The sequence below is a fragment of the Selenomonadales bacterium 4137-cl genome (assembly GCA_032334055.1).
Taxonomy (GTDB): Bacteria; Bacillota; Negativicutes; order Sporomusales; family UBA7701; genus Anaeroselena; species Anaeroselena agilis.
In genome coordinates, this window is the sequence record JAUOZS010000001.1 from 3,310,001 (window position 1) to 3,329,324 (window position 19,324).

Here is a 19,324-nt window from a genome sequence, read left to right on the forward strand (position 1 = left end):
GACGCAGACCCATCTTCTAGCGATAGCTTACATGTAGAGGCCATCTTTCTTGCCTAAGGTATGCACCTTAGGCATCACATTCGGTATTAGCACCACTTTCGCGGTGTTGTCCCCAGCTAGAAGGTAGGTTGTCTACGCGTTACTCACCCGTTCGCCACTAGGAGTTATTGCTAACTCCCCGTTCGACTTGCATGTGTTAAGCACGCCGCCAGCGTTCGTCCTGAGCCAGGATCAAACTCTCCAAAAAATTGTATTCTTTGGAGCCTTTGATGGCTCGTTTGAATCGATTGTGTCTTTTTTGACTACGCTCCCGAGGAAGCGCAGCCCGCACATCTGGCTTAATTTTACCTACATTGTTCAGTTTTCAAGGAACACTGTCCGGCGTTTGACCGGATCTTTATGTTAACATATCCTCATCGGCTCTGTCAACACTCTTTTTTTTCCATCTTTGCCGCTGCTTGCCTCGGCTGGCCTTTTCGTCCAGCCCGCTTGCGGCGACTTTGTTATATTAACACGTCCCGCCGGGCCGTGTCAATAGGCATCTTTTGGTTTTTTGCGCCGTTTGTCCGTTTGCGGCGGCGCTTTATTAATATATCATACCGGCAGTTATTGCTCAACCGCCGTAGACGGCGATTATCGAAGAGGGGCGGCCGAATTTGTGCATGTGTTTACAGCTTTGATTATATGCTTGTATATGCTAAATTATGCTCTTGCTTGGATAATAAGTTAGCCTGCCATGTTGCAGGCAGGCTTGTCCTTACCAGAAGGTCCGCGGCATGATGCGCTCCAGGGGCCAGACAGGATTGCCGACGGCGTCGGCGGGACCAATTTGGTCGGCGATTTCCCGGACGGCCGAGGTGGCGACGACGGGAAGGCCGAGGATTCTGGCCGCTTCGGCGACGCCTGCTGCGCCTTTTTGGACGATTTCGACGGTGGTCTCTTCGGCCATGTGGGTGTTGTTGAGGAGGGCGTCGACCCTTCCCAGGGTGGCTACGTATTCAAGGATGTTTTCGACGGTGGAGGTGAAGGGCCGCGACATGTTGATGACGGCGATTATCTTGAGATGGGGGTTTTCGAAGGCGCCTTCGATGAGGTTGAAGATTCGCGCGCCGTGGACCCCATAGCCCACATCCATGATGATGTTGCCCGGTCGCCGGAGCACCCAGCGCATCGATCCTTTGATGACGCTGCCGGCTTCGCCGAGGCCTACGGTGTCGCGCGTTTCCCAGGCGACGACGTCGATGCCCATGGCCTCCAGTTCTTTTTTAATCGGGCGGATGGTGTATACGGGTTCGACGGTGTCGAGGTCGACGAGTGTGACCGGCAGGCCGCGACGGCACAGGTCGATGGCCCGGTTAACGGCGTTTTCGCTTTTGCCGCTGGCGTATTCGCCGACGTATGCTTCGATGATCGGTTCCATGTTGTCACCCCTTGTCCAGCGAAAGGGCACTTCATACCCGGGTTCGGTCCGGGCATCAAGTGCCGCGCGCGGTCATTTTCTTTAGTCTACCATACCGTCGCTGAAAAAACCAATCAGGCGATAAATAATTTGAAGAGGATGAGCAGGATGACGCCGGGTATGCCGAGGAAGCCGGCGACAAGGGCGGTGATAGGGTTGATGGCGATGGCGAAGCCGAAGTGGCCGCCGACGAAGTTGACTATCCACAGCATTATGCCGCCAATGATGGCGTTGTAGACGAGCTTGAGGATGAGTCTGATGGGCATGAGAAAAAGCCGTCCGATGAGGTAGAGAAGGAATATCCCGAAGACAAAAGCGATGATGACGTTCCAGTCCCAGGCAAGTCCGGGTATGCTCGGCATGCTCATTCTCCTTTCGGCAGATGCCTATTCCTATTGTAATCGAGATTTCCCGTCCTGTCATGCGCCGGGTTATCTTCCTTACAATATATCTACTGCACGTCCCGGGTATGCCAAAAAAACGAGGCTGTCTGAGTTTTTCAAACAGCCTCGTCCCTGTCAGCAGTATTTGTTGTTGGTGATTCCCTCGCTGCGAGCTTTTTTCAGAAGGTATATGTATTTCTTTTCCGCCGCCTGCATCAGGTAGACGGCATGGTCGACTAGGTCGCTGTCGGATACGGAGTTGTAATAGTGCTGGGCAGCCAGCCACTCCCGCCTGGCCTGTTCGACGATGTCGGCGAGGGCGGGCATGGGAGCGGCGGGGCACGGGTCGCTGTCGACGAGGTTGGATAGCAGCCGTTTCGTCCAGGAGATTTTCATATGTCTTCCCCTCCCGGTAATATTATTACCAGAAAGAGGGATATTTATTCCTGTTATTTGCTCCGGCTTTTGAGGCTACATTTCTCGGCGGTTTTCGAGGGCCTTGGAGAGCGTCACTTCGTCGGCGTATTCGAGGTCTCCGCCCACGGGCAGGCCGTGGGCGATGCGGGTGACTTTGACGCCGAGGGGCTTGAGGAGGCGGGCGGTGTACATGGCAGTGGCTTCGCCCTCCACGTCAGGGTTGGTGGCCATTATGACTTCCCGGACCTGGCTGTCGTTCATCCGGGCTAGCAGTTCCTTGAGGCGCAGTTCGTCAGGGCCGACGCCGTCAAGGGGCGAGAGCGAGCCGTGGAGTACGTGGTAGAGGCCGCGGAATTCCCGCGTTCGTTCCATGGCGGCCACGTCCTGGGGTTCTTCGACTACGCAGATGAGACCGGAGTCGCGCGTGTCGCTCCGGCATATCTGGCAGGGGTCGCAGTCGGTGAGGTTGAAGCAGATCGAGCAGTAGCCGATTTTCTCCTTGGCTTCAATGATGGCTTCGGCGAGGTCGCGGCTCTGTTCCCGGTCCATGGCTAGTACGTGGTAGGCCAGCCGGGTCGCCGATTTGGGCCCGATGCCGGGGAGGCGGCGGAATTGTTCGACCAGCCTGGCGAGGGGGGCGATATGCGGCATTTAAAACATCCCCGGTATTTTCATCCCGCCGGTGAGTTTGCCCATTTCCTGGGCCATCATGTCGTCAACTTTTTTGAGCGCTTCGTTGACGGCGGCCATGATCATATCTTCAAGCATTTCGAGGTCCTGGGGGTCGGCGGCGGCCGGGTCGATCTTGATGGACAGGATCTGTTTTTCGCCATTGACGACGATTTTTACCGCTCCGCCGCCGGCGGTGGACTCAAGGGTCCTGGTTTTGAGCTCCTCCTGCAGTTTGGCCATATCGGCCTGCAGCTTCTGCACTTTTTTCATCATGTTGGACATGTTGCCCATGTTGCCGAACATAATCAGACCTCCTCGTTCTTTTCTTGTTTGATTATTTTGCCGCCGAAGATCGCCAGAGCCTGGTCGAGGACCGGGTGCCCCTCGCCGGCGGGCGCGGGGGCGACGGGGGCGGTCGGGGCTGCGGACGGTTGCGGGACGGCTGGCACACAGCTTAGTTTCACCGGGTGGCCGGTGATCTGGGCGAGACTCTTTTCGACGATCTGGCGGTAGTCGTCCTTGTCGCTGCGCTCTCTGGCGAACGAGGATATGAATTGCACGGTCGCCTGGCTGTCGGTGAGGGATACGATATCTCCCTGGGATACGCAGGCGTGGACCGAGCGCTTGCCACCGGCGACGAGTTCTTTCAGGACGGCGTCCCAGACTTCTCCGGGGTTGGCGGCTGGCCTGGCTTCGGGCGGGGACAGTTTTGTCTCCGGAGCCGCGGGCTGAGATGCAGACTGCGAAGCAGGCTGCTGTATCGGTGCAGAAGCGGCCGGGGTCGGACGCGGCTTGGGGGGCGGTGGGGCCGGGCGGACCGGTCTGGGGTCTGCGCCGCCGGCAAGAGCGGCTTCGAGGGCGACGACCCGCTCGACAAGGGCGGCCAAATCGCTTTCGCCGCCGCGGCGGCAGACGGCTAGCAAGGCTATCTCGGCAGTGATGCGCGGCTCGGCGGTCCATTTGGCTTCGTTGGCCGCGTTCTGGAGCAGCTGGATCATCCGCACCAGTTCGTCGTGGCTGAAAAGGGCGCTCTGGGCGGCTATAACGGCCCGGTCTTCGCCGTATGTTCCGAGGTCGGCGACTTCGGGGGCGGCCTTGTAGAGCATGAGGCTGCGTGCGTGCTGAGCGAGTTCGAGAAGTAGTTGCCGGATGTCTTTGCCCAGGGATATGAGTTCCTCAAGGGTCAGCAGAACGGCGGAAGCATCCCGTGCCGCCATGGCCGCGGTCAGCTGCGCTATCCATTCGTGGCCGACGAGGCCGAGAAGCCCGCGGACGGCGTTGGCGCCGACGGGGCCCTCGCCGAGGGCGGTGCACTGATCAAGGATGCTGAGGGCGTCACGCAGGCCGCCATCAGCGTGCAGGGCGATGAGGCGCAGCGCTTCGGCGGAAATATCGAGACCGCTGTCGGCGGCGACGACGGCGAGGCGTTTTTCGATGTCGGCGACCGGAATGCGGCGGAAATCGTACCGCTGGCAGCGGGAGTGAATGGTGGCCGGTATTTTGTGCGGCTCGGTGGTGGCCAGCACGAACAGGACATGGGCAGGCGGCTCCTCAAGGGTCTTGAGGAGGGCGTTGAAGGCTTCCGCCGTTAACATGTGTACTTCGTCAATTATGTATACTTTGTAGCGTCCTTCGACCGGCGCGAACTTGACGGCCTCGCGGAGGTCGCGGATTTCGTCGATGCCCCGGTTGGAGGCGGCGTCGATCTCGAATACGTCCATCGAGTTGCCGGCGGTGATCCGCTCGCAGTTGGGGCATTGGTTGCAGGGCGAGGGGGTGGGCCCGTGAACGCAGTTGACGGCTTTGGCGAGGATTTTGGCGGTGCTGGTCTTGCCGGTTCCGCGGGGACCGGCGAATAGGTAGGCGTGAGCGACCTTGTTGGCGGCGATGGCGTTTTTCAAGGTGGTGTTGATATGCTCCTGGCCGATCAGGTTGTCGAAATCCTGCGGCCGCCACTGGCGGTAAAGCGCTACATAGGCCATGGTCAGACACCTCCATAACAGGTGAATAGATTCCACACGCGTCCCGGCATTCCCTTTTTCGACACCGGCGGCAAATAGAAGAAAAGCAGCCCCCTGGAGGCTGCCGCAATTGATAACATCGGCCCAAGGCAGCCGTCAGGCTCCCTCGCGGCACATAAGAATTGTCACTTACCGTTGCTTCCTTCCGGACCTGGCGGGGTTCATGAGTTCCTATTGCGCAAGACCCAACGGCTACCGTGGGCCGACCTTTGGTAAAGTGGCGGAGAGAGAGGGATTCGAACCCTCGGTACCTTTCACAGTACACACGATTTCCAATCGTGCTCCTTCATCCACTCGGACATCTCTCCGTGTTGGCGTAAATGACTTTTTTCATTATATATGAATTTAACTTGGTTGGCAATATGGCGGAGAGGGTGGGATTCGAACCCACGGTACCTTCCGGTACACTTGATTTCGAGTCAAGCACCATCGACCACTCGGACACCTCTCCGTATTTAGCGGCGGCAGATAATGACCGCCTTTTTGTCCTAGCCTTCTTTACTGCGTCTTTCCCGGAAGAACTGTTTCATCAAGGCCGCGCATTCGTCAGCCTTAACGCCGGCGAGGACTTCCGCCCTGTGGTTGAGAGCGTCGTTCCGGGCTACGTTGAAGATCGATTCCACTGCGCCTGCCTTGTAGTCGGGGCTGCCGTACACCAGCCGGTCGATTCGGCTCATGACGAGCGCGCCGGCACACATGGGGCACGGTTCTATTGTCACATAAAGCGTAGCGCCGGTCAACCGCCATCTGCCGAGTTTGCGGCAGGCTTCGCGGATAACGATGATTTCGGCGTGCGCGGTGGCGTCGTGCCACGTCTCGCGCATGTTATGGGCAGCGGCAATCACCTCGCCGTCCATGACGAGAACCGCTCCGATGGGCACTTCGCCGATGGCGTAAGCTTTGCGGGCCTCCGCCAGCGCCAGCTCCATATAATAATCATCGTTCGGCATCCGGTTCACCACGCTTTTGGAAAGCCTGGTGCGCCCGAGACGAATCGAACGTCCGACTCGCGGTTTAGGAAACCGCTGCTCTATCCCCTGAGCTACGGGCGCGTCATATTTTGGGTCGAGACTATTTAGAGTAGCGCCCGCAGGGACGACTACTCTACCGGAAGAATTATAGCACTCCGGCCCGGTGTTGTCAATAACGGTTATCCTGGCAATTTGTGGCGGGAGAAAAAAACACGGGCCAGTTATCCCGTGTCATGTCTGTATGTGGCCTGCCCGGGAGGATTCGAACCTCCGGCCTTTTGATTCGTAGTCAAACGCTCTATCCAGCTGAGCTACGGGCAGATATTCCCGCCTCGCAGGCAAAGTGGATTATAGCATACCGGCAACGGTGCGTCAAGTGACCGGCAGGCTGAGAGTTATTAACAACTCCCCGCCAAGTTCACCATAATCACACCAAAACGCAACTCGACTCACGTTTTTATCCACAATTGTCAGCGTTTTGTGGATAGTTCTGTTGATAACTTGGCGACAGAGCTATTTCGTCCCGTTCAGGAAGTCGGGACGGGGCGGCTCCAGTCCACATATACGCCGGTCTGCTGCCACAGCCCGGTGAGTGCAAGCTTGAGGGCAGCAAGGCTTTCCGTCGGGAAGGCGGTTCTTTCCCGGAAATCGCGCAGCGTGCGCTGCGCCTCCCGCAGCAGGTGTTCGCTGTGCAGGAAGGCTTCGACCGTTTTGCGGGTGACGGCGTCGGCCAAAACGACCGTGACTTTCTTTGTCTCGATGTCGTATTCGATGTATCCGCAGTCGTTGTCGTGGTGAATGGCTACCCGGTATTTTTCTCCCATCGTACATCCTTCCCTATTCGCGCAGTATGGCAGTATTAATTATACTTCCCGGGCCGGCGAATTCCTGCACGTTTACATATATTTTTTCCGCGAAGCCGATGTTTTAGAAGGAAAACCGGCAGGATTGCTCCTGCCGGCTGTGGATTTTTATCACTTACAGCTTGAATTCGCCGACCGGCTTGCCGGGAGTGATGACGTGAACGGCGCAGGCCAGGCAGGGGTCGAAGGAGTGGACGGTGCGGACGACGGCCAGGGGGTTGTCGGCGTCGGGCACCGGCAGGCCGACGAGGGCCTGTTCGAGGGCGCCCGGCTTGCCGCCGGCGTCGCGGGGCGAGGCGTTCCAGGTGGTGGGCACCACCGCCTGGTAGCGTTCGATGCGGTGGTTCCTGACGGTAATCCAGTGGCCAAGGGCTCCCCGCGGGGCTTCGACCAGGCCGACGCCGGTCGCGGCGTAGGGGATTTCGACGGGCGCTTCGCACGGTGCGCCGGGATCGAGTTCGTCGAGCCAGTTCGCCAGCGACTTGGTTATAAGGGCGGCCTCGAGGGTGCGGGCGACGATGCGGTCCATGGCGGATACGCCGGAGGTGTAGCGGCCGGCTATCCACATGCGGGCCAGCGGGCCGACTTCGCATACTTCGCCGCCATAGCGCGGCGCTTTGACCCAACTGTACGCGCCTGCTTTGCCGTACCTGGCGTTGGTGGCCGTTTTGTCGGGCGACCCGTCGGCGGCTTTGTCGTACCAGGAGTGGGCGGCGTCTTCGGTGACCTTGCCGATGTCGACGCCCGCCGGCTTGCCGCCGATGTAGACGCCTGCGCCGATGAGCTTGTCGCGGCCGTAGTCGTCGAGCGGGAAGGCGCCGTAGGAAAGGAAGTTGGCCGGGCCTTTGCCGACCTGGAAGTAGTCGCTGTAGGCGTTGGCGAGGAGGCGCGTATCCTCGGCATATTCCTTTTCCACGAACTGGGCGATTTCAGCCAGCAGCTTCCGGTAAGCGTCGATTTTGTCCTTTTGGGCGGTCATGGAGGTACCGCCGGCGATGATGGCCACCTGATGGGGCATCTTGCCGCCGAACAGGGCGACCATCTCGTGGCACTTGCGGCGGATTTCCAGGGCCTTGAAGTAATTGCCGACGAGGCGCTCGTTGGTTTCCTTATTGAGGCGGTAGTCGCCGGTGTAGTGGCGGGTGAAGGGGGCAATCGCCGGGAACTGGACGTAGTCGGGCAACGACAGGTTATAGAAGTGGATTATGTGGGACTGTAGGAAGTTGCCACCCAGGATGAGATTCCTGATTATGCGGCCATTCGTCGGCACCTGGACGCCGAAGGCGTCGTCGAGGGCAAAGGCGGCGGCGGTGGCGTGGCTGACAGGGCAGACGCCGCAGATGCGCTGGGTGATGTAGACGGCGTCGCGCGGGTCGCGGCCGGCGAGGATGGATTCGAAGCCGCGGTACATGGTGCCGGCGGCTTCGGCGGCCACTACTTTGCCGCCCTCCGCCATGACTTCGACCTTTAAATGGCCCTCCAGGCGGGTTACGGGGTCAATTACGATTTTGCGCATTATTTGTCACCCCCGATGATTTTGCCCTGGTGGGGCTGCGGCGACGGCGTGCCGGCAGGACCGTATTCGGGCATGCGCTCGAAGAAGGGGCTGGTATGGTCGGGGAAGCCGGGCTCGACGCAGGCGACGCAGGGGGCGTTGGCGGCGACGCACCAGCTGGTGTTGTTGTTGTATCGGCGGGTGGGGCAGTCGTTGTAGGCCATCGGCCCCTTGCAGCCGAGTTTGTAAAGACAGCCCTGCTCGGACAGGCGGGTGGCGAATTTACCCTCGTCGAACATCGGCCGGCGCTCGCAGAGGTCATGGACGCATTTACCGAAGAAGACGGTCGGCCGTTTGAGATGATCGAGCTCGGGCATGCCGTATTTGATGGCGTGGACGAGCGTGCCGAGCACACGGTCAGGGTGGATGGGGCAGCCGGGGACGTTGATGAGCGGCACGCCGCCGATTACGTCGCTGACGGCCTTGCTGCCGGCAGGGTTGCTGCCGGCGGCGGGGATGCCGCCGAAGGTGGCGCACGTGCCCACCGCGATCACCGCTTTGGCGTCGGCGGCCATCGTTTTGACCCATTCGGCGAAAGACACGGGTTTGCCGTCCCGTTCGCCGAGGGTGGAGTACATGACTTTGTCGCCGGTGGAGACCGAGCCTTCGACGATCAGGTAGTATTGCCCGGCGTATTGCTTTTTGACCGCTGGCAGAACGTCCATAGCCGGCTCGCCGGCGGCGGCCATGAGGGTCTGATGGAACTGGAGGCTGATGACATCGGTTAGCACCTTGCCGATCTCCGGCTGTACGCTGTTCAGCAGCGATACCGAACAGCCGCTGCACGAGCCGCCCTGCAGCCAGACGATGGGCGGCCGGCCGCCGGCGGGGCCGGCGAACGCTTCGAGGATTTCCGGCTTTATCGCATGGGTCAGGCCAAGCGCGGCTCCGGTCGCACCGCACAGGCGCAGGAATTCACGACGGCTTAAATTTCGCATCTTTTTCCCTCCTGGCGGCTATATGATGTAAAGGAGCGTCGGTCTGGTGCCGAAATCCGGCCTGAGCGGCTTGGCTTTAGCCAACTGTTTGGCGAATTCTCCCGTGGGGTTGTCGAGATCGCCGAAGTAGCGGGCCTTGGTAAGACAGGTGGCGACGCAGGCAGGCGCCTCGCCCTGTTTGACCAGCGACAGGCACAGGTTGCAGGCCTGGACAACACCCTCGTCTTTGAGGTAGGTGCGGGCGTTGTAGGGGCAGGCGGCCACGCAGCGACGGCAGCCCATACACTTGTCTTTGTCGATCATGGTCAGGCCGTTGCTGTCTTTGTGCGACGCGGTGGTGGGGCAGACGGGCACGCAGGGAGCGTCCTGGCAATGCTGGCACTGCAGGGGAACGATGACGTATTTGGGGTTCGGATATTTGCCTGTTTCCCGGTCCTCGAAGCGGATAAAAGCGTTGTCCGGCCCCAGTTCGTTCTGCATCTGGCAGGCGACCTGGCAGGCGTAACAGCCAATACACTTCTTGGCGTCGATGATCATCGCGTAGCGCGGCATGATTATTCACCCACCTTTCTGACGGTGACGAGAACTTCCATCATCATGGCGTGACCGGATATCGCTTCCGCCCGGGAGGGGGTGAAGTCGTTGGGGCTGATGCCGAAGCCGACGCCCGTCTTGAGGAAGGGGACTAAACGGCCGTAGCCGGCGGGAAGGTACGCGGCTTCGGGGTGGACGCGCTCGGTAACTTTGACCCGCACCCGCCCTTTGGCCTGCGGTGAGGCGACTTCGACAAGGTCGCCGTCTTTGATGCCCATTTTTTGGGCCCGGTCGGCGTTGATCCACAGCCGCTCAAGCCCGTCGCGCCTGGCGATGGCCAGCAGGTAGGGGTCACTGGCGGTGACGGTGTGGGACATGAAGCCCTGTTTGCCGTGGATGAGAACGAAGGTATCCTTGCCGGCCTTGGAGTAAGGCGGCTCCCACTGGGGAACGGGAGCGAAGCCGTGGTCGGCGAACGCTTTGCAGTAGAGCTCGACCTTCTTCGATTTGGTTTTGAAGCTGAGTGGCTTGGGAGCCGGGGCTTTGACCTTGATCGTACCTTTGACCCTGAGCTCGTCGAGCTTGACGCCCAGCGGCTTGATTATGGCGTTGGCCACGTCATCCTGAGTGAAGTTGAAATACTTGGCCGCTCCTATATAGCCGGCGAATTCGGTTACGATCTGGGACAGCGGCTTGCATTCGGAGTGGACGAGGCCGATGGCGGCCGTGCGCATCGTCACGGTCGAGCTGACGACGGCGGGCAGGTCCTCCCGCTCGGCCGGGCAGCACTCCGGAAGGATGTAGTGGGCGCACAGGGCGGTCTCGGACCATTTGACGTCGCAGACGACGAGGAGGTCGAGGGCCTTGTAGCCTTTGGTCAGCAGTTCGGGGCCCGGAGCGTTGCGGGCAACGTTGATGCGGTAGAGAAAACCGGCCTTGGCTTTGCCCTCGAGGGCCCGCTGCGGCATCAGGTGGACGATGCCCTGGCTGGTCTGGCAGAGGGGGAATTCGCCCTTGATGCCGGCGCCGTCGCAACGGGCAGCTTTGGGTTTGGGCGGGGCCGGATATTTTTTGGCATCGAGCGAGCCGGCCTTGGGGGGATTGGAGAACTTCATGCCGCCGTCCTTGCCATAGTTGCCGAGGAGGGCGTTGACGCAGGCGACCATGCGGAACATCTGGGTGCCGTTGGCATAGTTGCAGCCGTTGGGGGCTTTGTAGCCCTGCTCGATACAGCTGGCGGGCCGGTTGTTGCCGAGTCCGCGGGCGATGGCGTAGATGGTTTCGGCCGGGATGTCGGTCATCGTCGAGGCCCACTCGGGGGTGTACTGTTTCATCCCTTGCCGGAACTCGTCGAAGCCGACGCACCACTCGTCGACGAACTCCTTGTCGTAGAGGTTCTCGGCGAGGAGGACGTTGGCGATCGCCAGCAGGAGAGCGAGGTCTGTGCCGGGCCTGATGGGCACCCACTGGCTCGCGAACAGACAGGCGTTGCTGTGACGGGGATCGACGACGATCATGGTGACGCCGCGGGCGTGGGCCGCTTCCATATTGGCCGCCGTAGACGGCGAAAGGCCCTCGACGTAGTTGCGGCCGAGGAAAACGATGTACTTCGTTTTGCCGATGTCGGCGGTGGCCATGCCGCCGGTCGTCCATTTGTAGGCGACATCGCGGCCAGTGCTGCACATGGAGTGGTGGGACTGGATAGTGGACGAGCCGACTGCCGCCATCAGGCGCGGCCAGTAGAATTTATTGGTGGGGCGGGGATTATGGGAGAAAAAGACTTTCTCCGGGCCGTGTTCCTTGAGGACAGTTTTGAGCTTGGCGGCAATTTCGCCGTAGGCCTGCTCCCAGGTTATCGGCACGAAATGGTTGTCAGCGATGCGTTTCATGGGGTGAGTGATGCGGTCCTTGTGGTAGGCCATCGCGATGCCCGCATGGCCGCGGGCGCATATGCGGCCCTTGCTCTGGGAATGGTCCTTTTGGCCGGTCACCTTCCATATCCGGCCGTTTTTGACGTGCACCCACATGCCGCACGCCGCAGAACAGGTCTCGCAGAGGGACGGAATCTTGGTCACCGGAGCGGCATTGGCCTGTTTCATCCACTCGCCGATCGAAAAGACATCCCCCACCCCCACGGCGGCCGCTGTTGCTGCCGTGGCCTTGAGGAAGGTCCGTCTGGGGAACTTGTTGGCCCACATACTTGTTCTTCGCCTCCCGTCCAGTTTGTGAAACAATTCACTGAAATCGTTGATATATTTTCTGAAAATAATGTTTAAACTTTGTTTGCTTATTCCCCTCCCAAAAAATGCTTATACCTACATCGTATTAGCTTATGAACCTATAAAAATCATCTATCGTCCGGACGGCATCGGGTGGAGGAAACAAAAAAGGGCGCGTCAGCGCCCATGCAGGTCAAATGATAGAATTCTACCAGTAGAAGTTGGGACCCTCGCCGCCGTCGGCAACCTTGTCGCCGTTCATTACCTGTTCGGCCTTGGCGAGGTCGTCGACCTTCAGCACCACCCGCGCCTCCTCGGCGGCCGGGGCGGCGAAAGCGTAGACATACTCGATGTTGATGCCGGCGGCGGTAAGTTTTTGGACTTCCGCCAACAGGCCGCCAGGCTTGTCGGAAACCCGCATGGCCAGCACAGGCGTCGTTTTGACGGCGAGGCCCGCGCCTTTGAGCGCCTGCTCCACTAGGTCGGGCTCGTTGACCACCAGCCTCAGGATGCCGAAATCGGCGGTGTCGGCCACCGACATGGCCCGGAGATTGATGTTGTGCTCACCCAGCACGGACAGGACTTGCGCCAGCGTCCCCGGCCGATTTTCAAGAAAAACCGAGATTTGCTTGATAATCATGCTTGTCGCTCCTCCTTTACAGTTTGCGGTTGTCGATTACCCGTTTGGCCTTGCCTTCACTGCGCTCAATGCTTTTCGGGCCCACCAGCCGAACCTGGGCCGACACGCCGAGCACGCTGCCCAGGGCGGCTTCGATCTTGTGTTCCAGCGTTTCCAGCCGGCGCACCTCGTCGGAGAACATCGCCTCGGTGACTTCGACGAGAACGGTAAGTTTGTCGAGATTGTCCTCGCGGTCGACGATGAGCTGATAGTGGGGCGAGGTTTCGCCCAGGCCTAGGAGCACCGTCTCCACTTGGGAAGGGAATACGTTTACGCCCCGGATGATGAGCATGTCGTCGCTGCGGCCGAGCACCTTGCCCATGCGGACGAGCGTGCGGCCGCAGGCGCACGGTTCGTGGGTGAGTACGGTGAGGTCGCGGGTGCGGTAGCGGATCATGGGCATGCCTTCCTTGGTGATAGTGGTCAGGACCAGTTCGCCCTTTTCACCGTCCGGCAGCGTTTCGCCGGTCTGCGGGTTGATTATTTCAGGGTAGAAGTGATCTTCGTTGATGTGCAACCCGTCCTGGCACTCGCACTCGCTGGCGACGCCCGGCCCGATGATCTCGCTGAGGCCGTAGATGTCGATAGCCTTGATCGAAAGCCGCGCCTCGATCTCCTTACGCATGCGCTCCGACCACGGCTCGGCGCCGAAAACCCCGGCGCGGAGAGAGAGGTCCTTGGGCTCGAGGCCCATTTCGCCGAGCGTTTCGGCGATATACAGGGCGTAGGACGGGGTGCAGGCCAGCAGTGTGGTGCCGAAGTCCTTCATGAGCATTATCTGGCGGGCGGTGTTGCCGCTGGAAACGGGGATGACCGACGCGCCGACCAGTTCGGCGCCGTAGTGGGCGCCGAGGCCGCCGGTGAAGAGGCCGTAGCCGTAGGCCACCTGGATGAAGGATTGCCGGTTGGCGCCGGCCGCGGTGAGAGTACGCGCCATGACCTCCGCCCAGATGCCGATGTCGCGCTTGGTGTAGCCGACGACCGTCGGTTTGCCGGTGGTGCCGCTGGAGGCGTGGATGCGAACTATTTCGGCGAGCGGAACGGCGAATAGGCCGTACGGATAGTTGTCGCGCATGTCCTGCTTGGTGGTGAACGGCAGTTTCCCGATGTGTTCGAGGCTGGCGATGTCCTCGGGCAGCAGACCGGCCGCCTGCATGCGGCTGCGGTAGAAGGGCACCTGGCGGTAGGCCCTTTCGATGGTGTCGCGCAGCCTGGCCGCCTGCACGGCTGACAGTTCGGTACGGACCATGGTTTCTATCGGTTTATTCCAAAACAATTAAATCCCTCCTGCTTATTGGTTGAGCGGCTTCACCCGGCCGGCAGCGGCAGAGTGTCAGCGGCGTGTGGCATGACGGTGACGGTGTAGCCGCCGCGCCCCAGCCGGGCCTCGGCAAGCGCCAGGGCGACGTCGAAGTCGTCCGCTGGCGTCATGCCCGCTTTTTCGATGAAAGCCCTGTTTTCGGGCAGAGTAACGATTATGTGTTGGATGCGCCGGGCGTCGAGGCCGGTTTTTAAGGCCACGTAACCCGGCACGGTAAATCGTTCTCTGAGGGCCTGCTCCCGCTCAATTAGCGTGGGAATGTCGAACCAGCCGCTAAAATCGGGCGGTTCGGCGATATTGCGGCATTCCATGAAGGCGATGACAACGCCGCCCTCCTTACAGGCCGCCAGCGCGTTCTCGGTAGCTTTGGTGGCCTGGTAGAAGTTGATGTCCTTGGGATAGCCCCCCGCCGAGGCGATTACAAGGTCGGTCCGCTCGCGGACAGGAGCGCCGTAAATAGCGGCCACCCGTCGGCAGCCCTCTTCCCACGCCTCGCGCCAATGGCCGGCTACAAAGCCGGCGATGCCGCCCCCGGGCGCGGAAATGACGTTGAGCAGGAAGGCGGGAGCGAGCATGGCGGCTATTTCCGTCTGATCCTCGTGCAGCGGGTTGCCGGCCAGCCGGCCGCTGCCGCACAGGGGATTGACGCCGCCGCCGGGAGTCTCGCTCAGGCAGAAGCGGTGATTGGCCTGAATGGCGGCGTAGCTGGCGACCCCCGGAACGATGCTTTTCCGGCCGCCGGCAAAACCGGCCATGGGGTGGTAGGCGATGCCGCCGGTGAGGATGACCTTGTCGGCGGCGGCGACGTGGCGGCTGATTTCGGCCGCCACTCCCCGGGAGGTTGTGCCGAGACGGACGAAGTCGGCCCCGTCGCTGGCAAAGCTTTGTTCGATACGGACGCGGCCAACCACTTCCCGGCCGTAGGTCGCGGCGTTTTCCTCAGGGGTATGGCGGCGGTGGGCGCCCAACGCGACGACGAGGGTGATGTCGTCGTCGGGGACACCGGCGGCGTTGAGTTCGTCCAGCAGCGCGGGCAGGAAAAGGTCGTGGCGCAGCCCGCTGCGGGTCATGTCGCTGGCGACGACGGCCACGCGGTCGCCGGCCGCCACGACCTCGCCGAGAGGCGGCGCGCCGATGGGGCTGGCAAATGCCAGGCGCACAGCGGCGGCCACGTCGTCGACCGCTGGCGTCGGCCTGCCGTCGACCAGCTGGATTTGCCGCGCGGCCGGCAGCGAGATCACTGCCGCACCGTTACCGAACGGGAGGGAGAATTCCGTCATAAGCGCTACACTCCTGAGTTGAGAGAATAGAAAAACCCCAGGGGAAATTTCCGCGTGGAACTTTCCGCTGGGGTTTTTTGTACCCACGGTGTCGACCCTGACACAGGGTCTTGCGCCGCTCGGACCTGGCGCCGCCGCAGCGGCCGGAACCCTAGGCGCACTTCCATCAAGCCGTTGTATACATTATACATGTGTTCCATTATAGTATAAGTTTTCAAGCCGGGACCGTCAAGGGATGACGGGCAGATGACCGGGGAACGGCTATATGTTGCGGCGGTAAGCCGGCCTCAACCGTTTTTCGAGCGGCAGTTCTTCCCGCAGCGCGGCCTGGTGCGCCTGCTGAAGGAATTCGGCCTGGCAGCTCAGGGGCCTGGCTCGCTTGTCGGCGCGGCGGTAATTGCCGTCGTTCCTCATGGTGTACGCCTTCTGGTTGTCCTGCAGCATGAGGTCGAGGATGCTCCTGATGCGTTCTATGTGGGCGGGGGAATCCACCGGGAAAAGCAACTCCACCCGCTCGCCAAGGTTTCGGGTCATCCAGTCGGCGCTAGACAGGAATACGCGCTCGTCGCCGCCGTTGGCAAACATGAATATCCGGCTGTGCTCTAGGAACCGGCCGACGATGCTCCGTACGGTGATGGTTTCGCTGACGCCGGGGATGCCGGGCTTGAGCTGGCAGATGCCGCGCACGATCAGGTCGATCTTGACGCCGGCGTGCGACGCTTCGTAGAGCTTGCGGACAATTTCCTTGTCGACGAGGGAATTGATCTTGGCCACAATGCGGGCTGGTTTGCCGGCGCGGGCGAAGCTTATTTCGCGGTCGATCAGTTCGTAAAATTTCTGCCGGAGACTGATGGGCGCCACGGCAAATTTATTCCACACCGGCGGGTCGGAGTAACCGGAGATGACGTTGAAAAAGGCTGAGGCGTCGGCGCCGACCTGGTCGTTGGCCGTGAACAACCCCAGATCGGTGTACAGCCTCGCGGTGACGTCGTTGTAGTTGCCTGTGCCCAAATGCACGTAGCGTTTGATGCCTGAGGTCTCTTTTCTTACCACCAGGGCAATCTTGGCGTGGGTCTTCAGGCCGACGAGGCCGTAGATGACGTGGCAGCCAGCCTCTTCTAGCCGGCGGGCCCAGAGGATGTTGTTTTCTTCGTCGAAGCGCGCTTTGAGCTCGACCAGCACTGTCACCTGCTTGCCGTTCTCGGCCGCCTGGGCCAGGGCGGCGACGATGGGGGAGTCGCCGCCAACCCGGTAGAGGGTCTGTTTTATCGCCAACACCTGGGGGTCGACGGACGCCCGGCGGATGAACTCCACCACGGGAGCAAACGATTCGTAGGGGTGGTGAAGGAGGATGTCGCGCTCGCGGATGGCGGCGAAAAGGTCTTCTTCGCCGATAAGGTCGGCGGGTTCGGCGGGGGTGAACGGCTCGTAGCGCATGCGGCTGCACCCGGGAAGGTCGGCAAACCGCATGAAATAACTGGTGTCGATCGGGCCGCGGATTTCAAACACGTCCTGTTCGCCGATCTTAAGGCTGTCGACGAGGAACTCCCTAAGCGTGCGACTGGCCGTCCGGGCAATTTCCAGGCGTACCGTCTGGCCGCGCTTGCGCTGGCGGAGCGACTTCTGGACTTCGACGAGGAGATCGTCGGCTTCTTCCTCGTCGATGTCGAGGTCGGCGTTGCGGGTGATGCGGAACGGGGTGACGTCCTTGACGGTGTAGCCGTGGAACAGTTCGCCGCAGTAGGCTTTGATGATTTCCTCGAGAAAAACGAACCGCCGTTTCCGGCCGTTCACCGGGGTCTCGACTATCCTGGGCAATACGCTCGGCACCTGGATGACGGCCGTCTTGGCCTCGCCGTCCTGGCGGAGTTCGACCGCCAGGTTAAGGCTGCGGTTGAGCAGAAACGGGAAGGGGTGGCTGGAATCGACGGCCAGCGGCGTAAGAACTGGATAGATGGTGTTGTGGAAGTAGCGCTCCGTCCAGGCGCGGTTCTTCTCGGGCAGTTCGTCTATGGTGGCGAAGAAGATGTCCTCCTTCTCCATCTCCCGCCGCAGAACCTGCAGGTAGTTGTATTTCTTTTTGACCAGCTCTCTGGTTGCCAGCGATATCTGACGCAGTTGTTCCTCGACCGTCAGGCCGGCCGGGTCGTGTTTGTTTATTCCGTTTTCGAGTTGCCGCCGGAGGCCGGCCACGCGGATCATATAGAATTCGTCGAGGTTCGAGCCGGTGATGCCGATAAAGCGGACCCTTTCGAGGAGAGGGTTGCGCTTGTCCTGAGCCTCACGCAGAACGCGCAGGTTGAACTTCAACCAACTCAGTTCGCGGTTGAGGAAATATTCGGGATTATCGAACACCGCGTTCTCCTCCCTTTCGCACCAGGATCGGCCTGATGCCAAACACGTTCTCGAAGAATTCGGCCTTGTCGATGAAGGTCCACTCTTCCAGGGAAATGTCCTGTTCGGCGGAAACGGTGATGCTGACTTCTTCGCCGCACAGGGATATGTCGTGGACCGTCGCTTTCTGCATGTGGCTGCGGTCGACCGCGTCGGCCATTCTGATGATGGCCGCGAGTTTGGCCAGCGTTATGCGCTGTTCGGGCGCAAGGGCGGCGAAGTTGGCGTCGCTGAGGGATGGCGTCCCTTTGGAATGATAATAGGCGATATTGGCAATAAGCGCCCGCTCCTCCTCGGAGAAGCCGATGATATCCGAGGAGATGATTAGCCGGTAGGAGTAGAAATAGTGCCGCCGCAGGCTGACGTATTTGCCGATGTCGTGGAGGATAGCCGCGATTTTGAGCAGCAGGCGTTCACGTTTGCCAAGTCCGTGGTGCCTGACCATGCGGTCGAACAACAGCAGCGAGGTGTTTTCCACGCTGGCGGCGTGCCTGGCGTCGTGCATGTATTTGCGGCCAAGCGTATGCGCGAAACTGACGACCTGCCTTTCGACGACTTCCAGCCACTTGTCGCCGGCCTTGTCGGCGATATGGGAAATGGTGATGCCGTCGCCGAACTGAGCGCCGGATACAACGATCTGGGCGACGTTGCTCAGGTTGACTATCTGCTTGTAGAGAACGATAGTGGGCAGAACCATCTCCGCCCGGCTCTCCGAGAGGTCGAAGGCCTGCATGAGCTGAGGGAGGTTAAGCTGTTTGACCCGGTCGTAAAGGGCGAGAAATTCGTCGGCGCCGACATAGGATAGTTTGGCGGCTTCGTCCCGGCCCAGCATTTTGAGCAGCAGGCCGGTTTCGACCCCTGACAGCACGAGGTATTTGATCTTATGCTGGTTGAGTTCTATTTCGACAAGGTCGATAGTGCTGTAGATATACTCGGTGAGCGCCTGGTAAAAATGAGCCGAGTCGCGCTGGTACTTTTCGAAGCTTTCCTTGATGCGCAGTGCGCCGATATGGATATTCTGCTGGTACTGAAGCACTCCGGCCTTATACAGTGTGAAGGAAAGTCCGCCGGAGGATATATCGACGAACAGGATGCCCTCCTGCTCGGCGGTCAGACCCTCGGCTTCGATGGCGCGAAAAAGGGCGATGTATTTGTGGTACATCTCCTGGAGCATATCGACGACTTCCAGGGTCAGACCTGTTTTCAGCCTGATCTGGTCGATGATGTATTGCTGGTTGTCCGCTTCGCGGATGGCGGTGGTGGCCAGCAGCCGGTAATCCTTGACGCCATATTCCTGGAGAATGCGCCGGTAGCCTTTGAGCAGCTCGCAAAGCCCCCTGACGGTGGCGAAGCTGACCCTGCCTGTTTTGAAGGTTTCTTCGCCGAGTGTGACCTGGGAACTGGCCCGCTCGACGATCCTCATATCCGCCAGGGAAGTGTATTCCACTATCTGCAGGCTGACCTGCTCCGAACCGACGTGCATGACGCCGAAAAAATTAGACATGTTGTTGCCTCCAAAAACTTATTTTATAAATTTTCGGATGATAGTGGCCGAAATCCTTTTTCCTGGCTGAAGGTTATGTTAATTTAATGTAAAGTCAGCTGGAGCGAATTTGTT

At 60.2% G+C, this 19,324-nt stretch carries 17 protein-coding genes, 4 tRNA genes, 1 rRNA gene and 1 other RNA gene (1 of these 23 only partly in view); all 23 read right to left on the minus strand.

Features of this window, described 5'->3' with window-relative positions:
* A 16S ribosomal RNA gene (locus tag Q4T40_17295) occupies nucleotides 1–247 on the minus strand (it extends 1,307 nt beyond the left edge of the window).
* Between the two features lie 510 nt (nucleotides 248–757).
* Complete coding sequence (locus Q4T40_17300) at nucleotides 758–1,420, minus strand: hypothetical protein (protein MDT8903000.1); 663 nt, start codon at nucleotides 1,418–1,420, stop codon at nucleotides 758–760.
* Between the two features lie 113 nt (nucleotides 1,421–1,533).
* Nucleotides 1,534–1,821: a pro-sigmaK processing inhibitor BofA family protein gene (locus tag Q4T40_17305; GenBank protein MDT8903001.1), complete on the minus strand. Its 288-nt coding sequence runs from the start codon at nucleotides 1,819–1,821 to the stop codon at nucleotides 1,534–1,536.
* A gap of 156 nt (nucleotides 1,822–1,977) precedes the next feature.
* Nucleotides 1,978–2,238: a DUF2508 family protein gene (locus tag Q4T40_17310; GenBank protein ID MDT8903002.1), complete on the minus strand. Its 261-nt coding sequence runs from the start codon at nucleotides 2,236–2,238 to the stop codon at nucleotides 1,978–1,980.
* Between the two features lie 75 nt (nucleotides 2,239–2,313).
* On the minus strand, nucleotides 2,314–2,910 hold the full coding sequence (recR, locus tag Q4T40_17315; protein MDT8903003.1) for a recombination mediator RecR: 597 nt from the start codon (nucleotides 2,908–2,910) through the stop codon (nucleotides 2,314–2,316).
* Nucleotides 2,911–3,234, minus strand: coding sequence for a YbaB/EbfC family nucleoid-associated protein (locus Q4T40_17320; GenBank protein MDT8903004.1), 324 nt, complete (start codon nucleotides 3,232–3,234; stop codon nucleotides 2,911–2,913).
* A 2-nt stretch (nucleotides 3,235–3,236) separates the two neighbouring features.
* Complete coding sequence (dnaX, locus tag Q4T40_17325; GenBank protein ID MDT8903005.1) at nucleotides 3,237–4,913, minus strand: DNA polymerase III subunit gamma/tau; 1,677 nt, start codon at nucleotides 4,911–4,913, stop codon at nucleotides 3,237–3,239.
* A 130-nt stretch (nucleotides 4,914–5,043) separates the two neighbouring features.
* An RNA gene (gene ffs, locus Q4T40_17330) (signal recognition particle sRNA small type) lies at nucleotides 5,044–5,143 on the minus strand.
* A gap of 27 nt (nucleotides 5,144–5,170) precedes the next feature.
* Nucleotides 5,171–5,260 (minus strand) — tRNA-Ser (locus tag Q4T40_17335).
* 55 nt (nucleotides 5,261–5,315) lie between these two features.
* Nucleotides 5,316–5,403, minus strand: a tRNA-Ser gene (locus tag Q4T40_17340).
* 37 nt (nucleotides 5,404–5,440) lie between these two features.
* A complete protein-coding gene (gene tadA / locus Q4T40_17345; protein ID MDT8903006.1) occupies nucleotides 5,441–5,902 on the minus strand; it encodes a tRNA adenosine(34) deaminase TadA in 462 nt (153 codons plus the stop codon).
* A 26-nt stretch (nucleotides 5,903–5,928) separates the two neighbouring features.
* A tRNA-Arg gene (locus Q4T40_17350) sits at nucleotides 5,929–6,004 on the minus strand.
* Between the two features lie 163 nt (nucleotides 6,005–6,167).
* Nucleotides 6,168–6,244: transfer RNA gene (locus Q4T40_17355), tRNA-Arg, on the minus strand.
* Between the two features lie 206 nt (nucleotides 6,245–6,450).
* A complete protein-coding gene (locus tag Q4T40_17360; GenBank protein MDT8903007.1) occupies nucleotides 6,451–6,747 on the minus strand; it encodes a hypothetical protein in 297 nt (98 codons plus the stop codon).
* Nucleotides 6,748–6,901: 154 nt separating this feature from the next.
* The gene (locus Q4T40_17365) at nucleotides 6,902–8,302 is read right to left on the minus strand and encodes a nickel-dependent hydrogenase large subunit (protein ID MDT8903008.1); all 1,401 of its coding nucleotides are present in this window, start codon (nucleotides 8,300–8,302) and stop codon (nucleotides 6,902–6,904) included.
* Nucleotides 8,302–9,279: a hydrogenase small subunit gene (locus Q4T40_17370; protein ID MDT8903009.1), complete on the minus strand. Its 978-nt coding sequence runs from the start codon at nucleotides 9,277–9,279 to the stop codon at nucleotides 8,302–8,304. Before Q4T40_17370 ends, Q4T40_17365 begins: the two co-directional genes overlap by 1 nt.
* An 18-nt stretch (nucleotides 9,280–9,297) precedes the next feature.
* Nucleotides 9,298–9,831 carry a 4Fe-4S dicluster domain-containing protein gene (locus Q4T40_17375; GenBank protein ID MDT8903010.1) on the minus strand — a complete coding sequence of 178 codons (534 nt, stop codon included), beginning with the start codon at nucleotides 9,829–9,831 and terminating at the stop codon, nucleotides 9,298–9,300.
* A 2-nt stretch (nucleotides 9,832–9,833) separates the two neighbouring features.
* The gene (locus Q4T40_17380; protein ID MDT8903011.1) at nucleotides 9,834–12,011 is read right to left on the minus strand and encodes a molybdopterin-dependent oxidoreductase; all 2,178 of its coding nucleotides are present in this window, start codon (nucleotides 12,009–12,011) and stop codon (nucleotides 9,834–9,836) included.
* Between the two features lie 229 nt (nucleotides 12,012–12,240).
* Nucleotides 12,241–12,672, minus strand: coding sequence for an ACT domain-containing protein (locus tag Q4T40_17385; protein ID MDT8903012.1), 432 nt, complete (start codon nucleotides 12,670–12,672; stop codon nucleotides 12,241–12,243).
* A 16-nt stretch (nucleotides 12,673–12,688) separates the two neighbouring features.
* Nucleotides 12,689–13,987 (minus strand): phenylacetate--CoA ligase, encoded by a 1,299-nt coding sequence (locus Q4T40_17390; GenBank protein ID MDT8903013.1) that lies wholly within the window; start codon nucleotides 13,985–13,987, stop codon nucleotides 12,689–12,691.
* A gap of 32 nt (nucleotides 13,988–14,019) precedes the next feature.
* On the minus strand, nucleotides 14,020–15,312 hold the full coding sequence (gene larA / locus Q4T40_17395; protein ID MDT8903014.1) for a nickel-dependent lactate racemase: 1,293 nt from the start codon (nucleotides 15,310–15,312) through the stop codon (nucleotides 14,020–14,022).
* A gap of 261 nt (nucleotides 15,313–15,573) precedes the next feature.
* Entirely contained in the window at nucleotides 15,574–17,667 is a 2,094-nt protein-coding gene (locus Q4T40_17400) for an RNA degradosome polyphosphate kinase (protein ID MDT8903015.1), read from the minus strand.
* On the minus strand, nucleotides 17,657–19,210 hold the full coding sequence (locus tag Q4T40_17405; protein MDT8903016.1) for an HD domain-containing protein: 1,554 nt from the start codon (nucleotides 19,208–19,210) through the stop codon (nucleotides 17,657–17,659). The genes Q4T40_17400 and Q4T40_17405 overlap by 11 nt, the downstream gene beginning before the upstream one ends.
* Nucleotides 19,211–19,324 lie beyond the last annotated feature (114 nt).

Excerpts from the sequence above, each read along its gene's own strand:
- Q4T40_17300 (MDT8903000.1), bottom strand. The coding sequence starts at position 1,420 with ATGGAACCGATCATCGAAGCATACGTCGGCGAATACGCCAGCGGCAAA.
- Q4T40_17305 (MDT8903001.1), bottom strand. The coding sequence starts at position 1,821 with ATGCCGAGCATACCCGGACTTGCCTGGGACTGGAACGTCATCATCGCT.
- Q4T40_17310 (MDT8903002.1), bottom strand. The coding sequence starts at position 2,238 with ATGAAAATCTCCTGGACGAAACGGCTGCTATCCAACCTCGTCGACAGC.
- recR (MDT8903003.1), bottom strand. The coding sequence starts at position 2,910 with ATGCCGCATATCGCCCCCCTCGCCAGGCTGGTCGAACAATTCCGCCGC.
- Q4T40_17320 (MDT8903004.1), bottom strand. The coding sequence starts at position 3,234 with ATGTTCGGCAACATGGGCAACATGTCCAACATGATGAAAAAAGTGCAG.
- dnaX (MDT8903005.1), bottom strand. The coding sequence starts at position 4,913 with ATGGCCTATGTAGCGCTTTACCGCCAGTGGCGGCCGCAGGATTTCGAC.
- tadA (MDT8903006.1), bottom strand. The coding sequence starts at position 5,902 with ATGCCGAACGATGATTATTATATGGAGCTGGCGCTGGCGGAGGCCCGC.
- Q4T40_17360 (MDT8903007.1), bottom strand. The coding sequence starts at position 6,747 with ATGGGAGAAAAATACCGGGTAGCCATTCACCACGACAACGACTGCGGA.
- Q4T40_17365 (MDT8903008.1), bottom strand. The coding sequence starts at position 8,302 with ATGCGCAAAATCGTAATTGACCCCGTAACCCGCCTGGAGGGCCATTTA.
- Q4T40_17370 (MDT8903009.1), bottom strand. The coding sequence starts at position 9,279 with ATGCGAAATTTAAGCCGTCGTGAATTCCTGCGCCTGTGCGGTGCGACC.
- Q4T40_17375 (MDT8903010.1), bottom strand. The coding sequence starts at position 9,831 with ATGCCGCGCTACGCGATGATCATCGACGCCAAGAAGTGTATTGGCTGT.
- Q4T40_17380 (MDT8903011.1), bottom strand. The coding sequence starts at position 12,011 with ATGTGGGCCAACAAGTTCCCCAGACGGACCTTCCTCAAGGCCACGGCA.
- Q4T40_17385 (MDT8903012.1), bottom strand. The coding sequence starts at position 12,672 with ATGATTATCAAGCAAATCTCGGTTTTTCTTGAAAATCGGCCGGGGACG.
- larA (MDT8903014.1), bottom strand. The coding sequence starts at position 15,312 with ATGACGGAATTCTCCCTCCCGTTCGGTAACGGTGCGGCAGTGATCTCG.
- Q4T40_17405 (MDT8903016.1), bottom strand. The coding sequence starts at position 19,210 with ATGTCTAATTTTTTCGGCGTCATGCACGTCGGTTCGGAGCAGGTCAGC.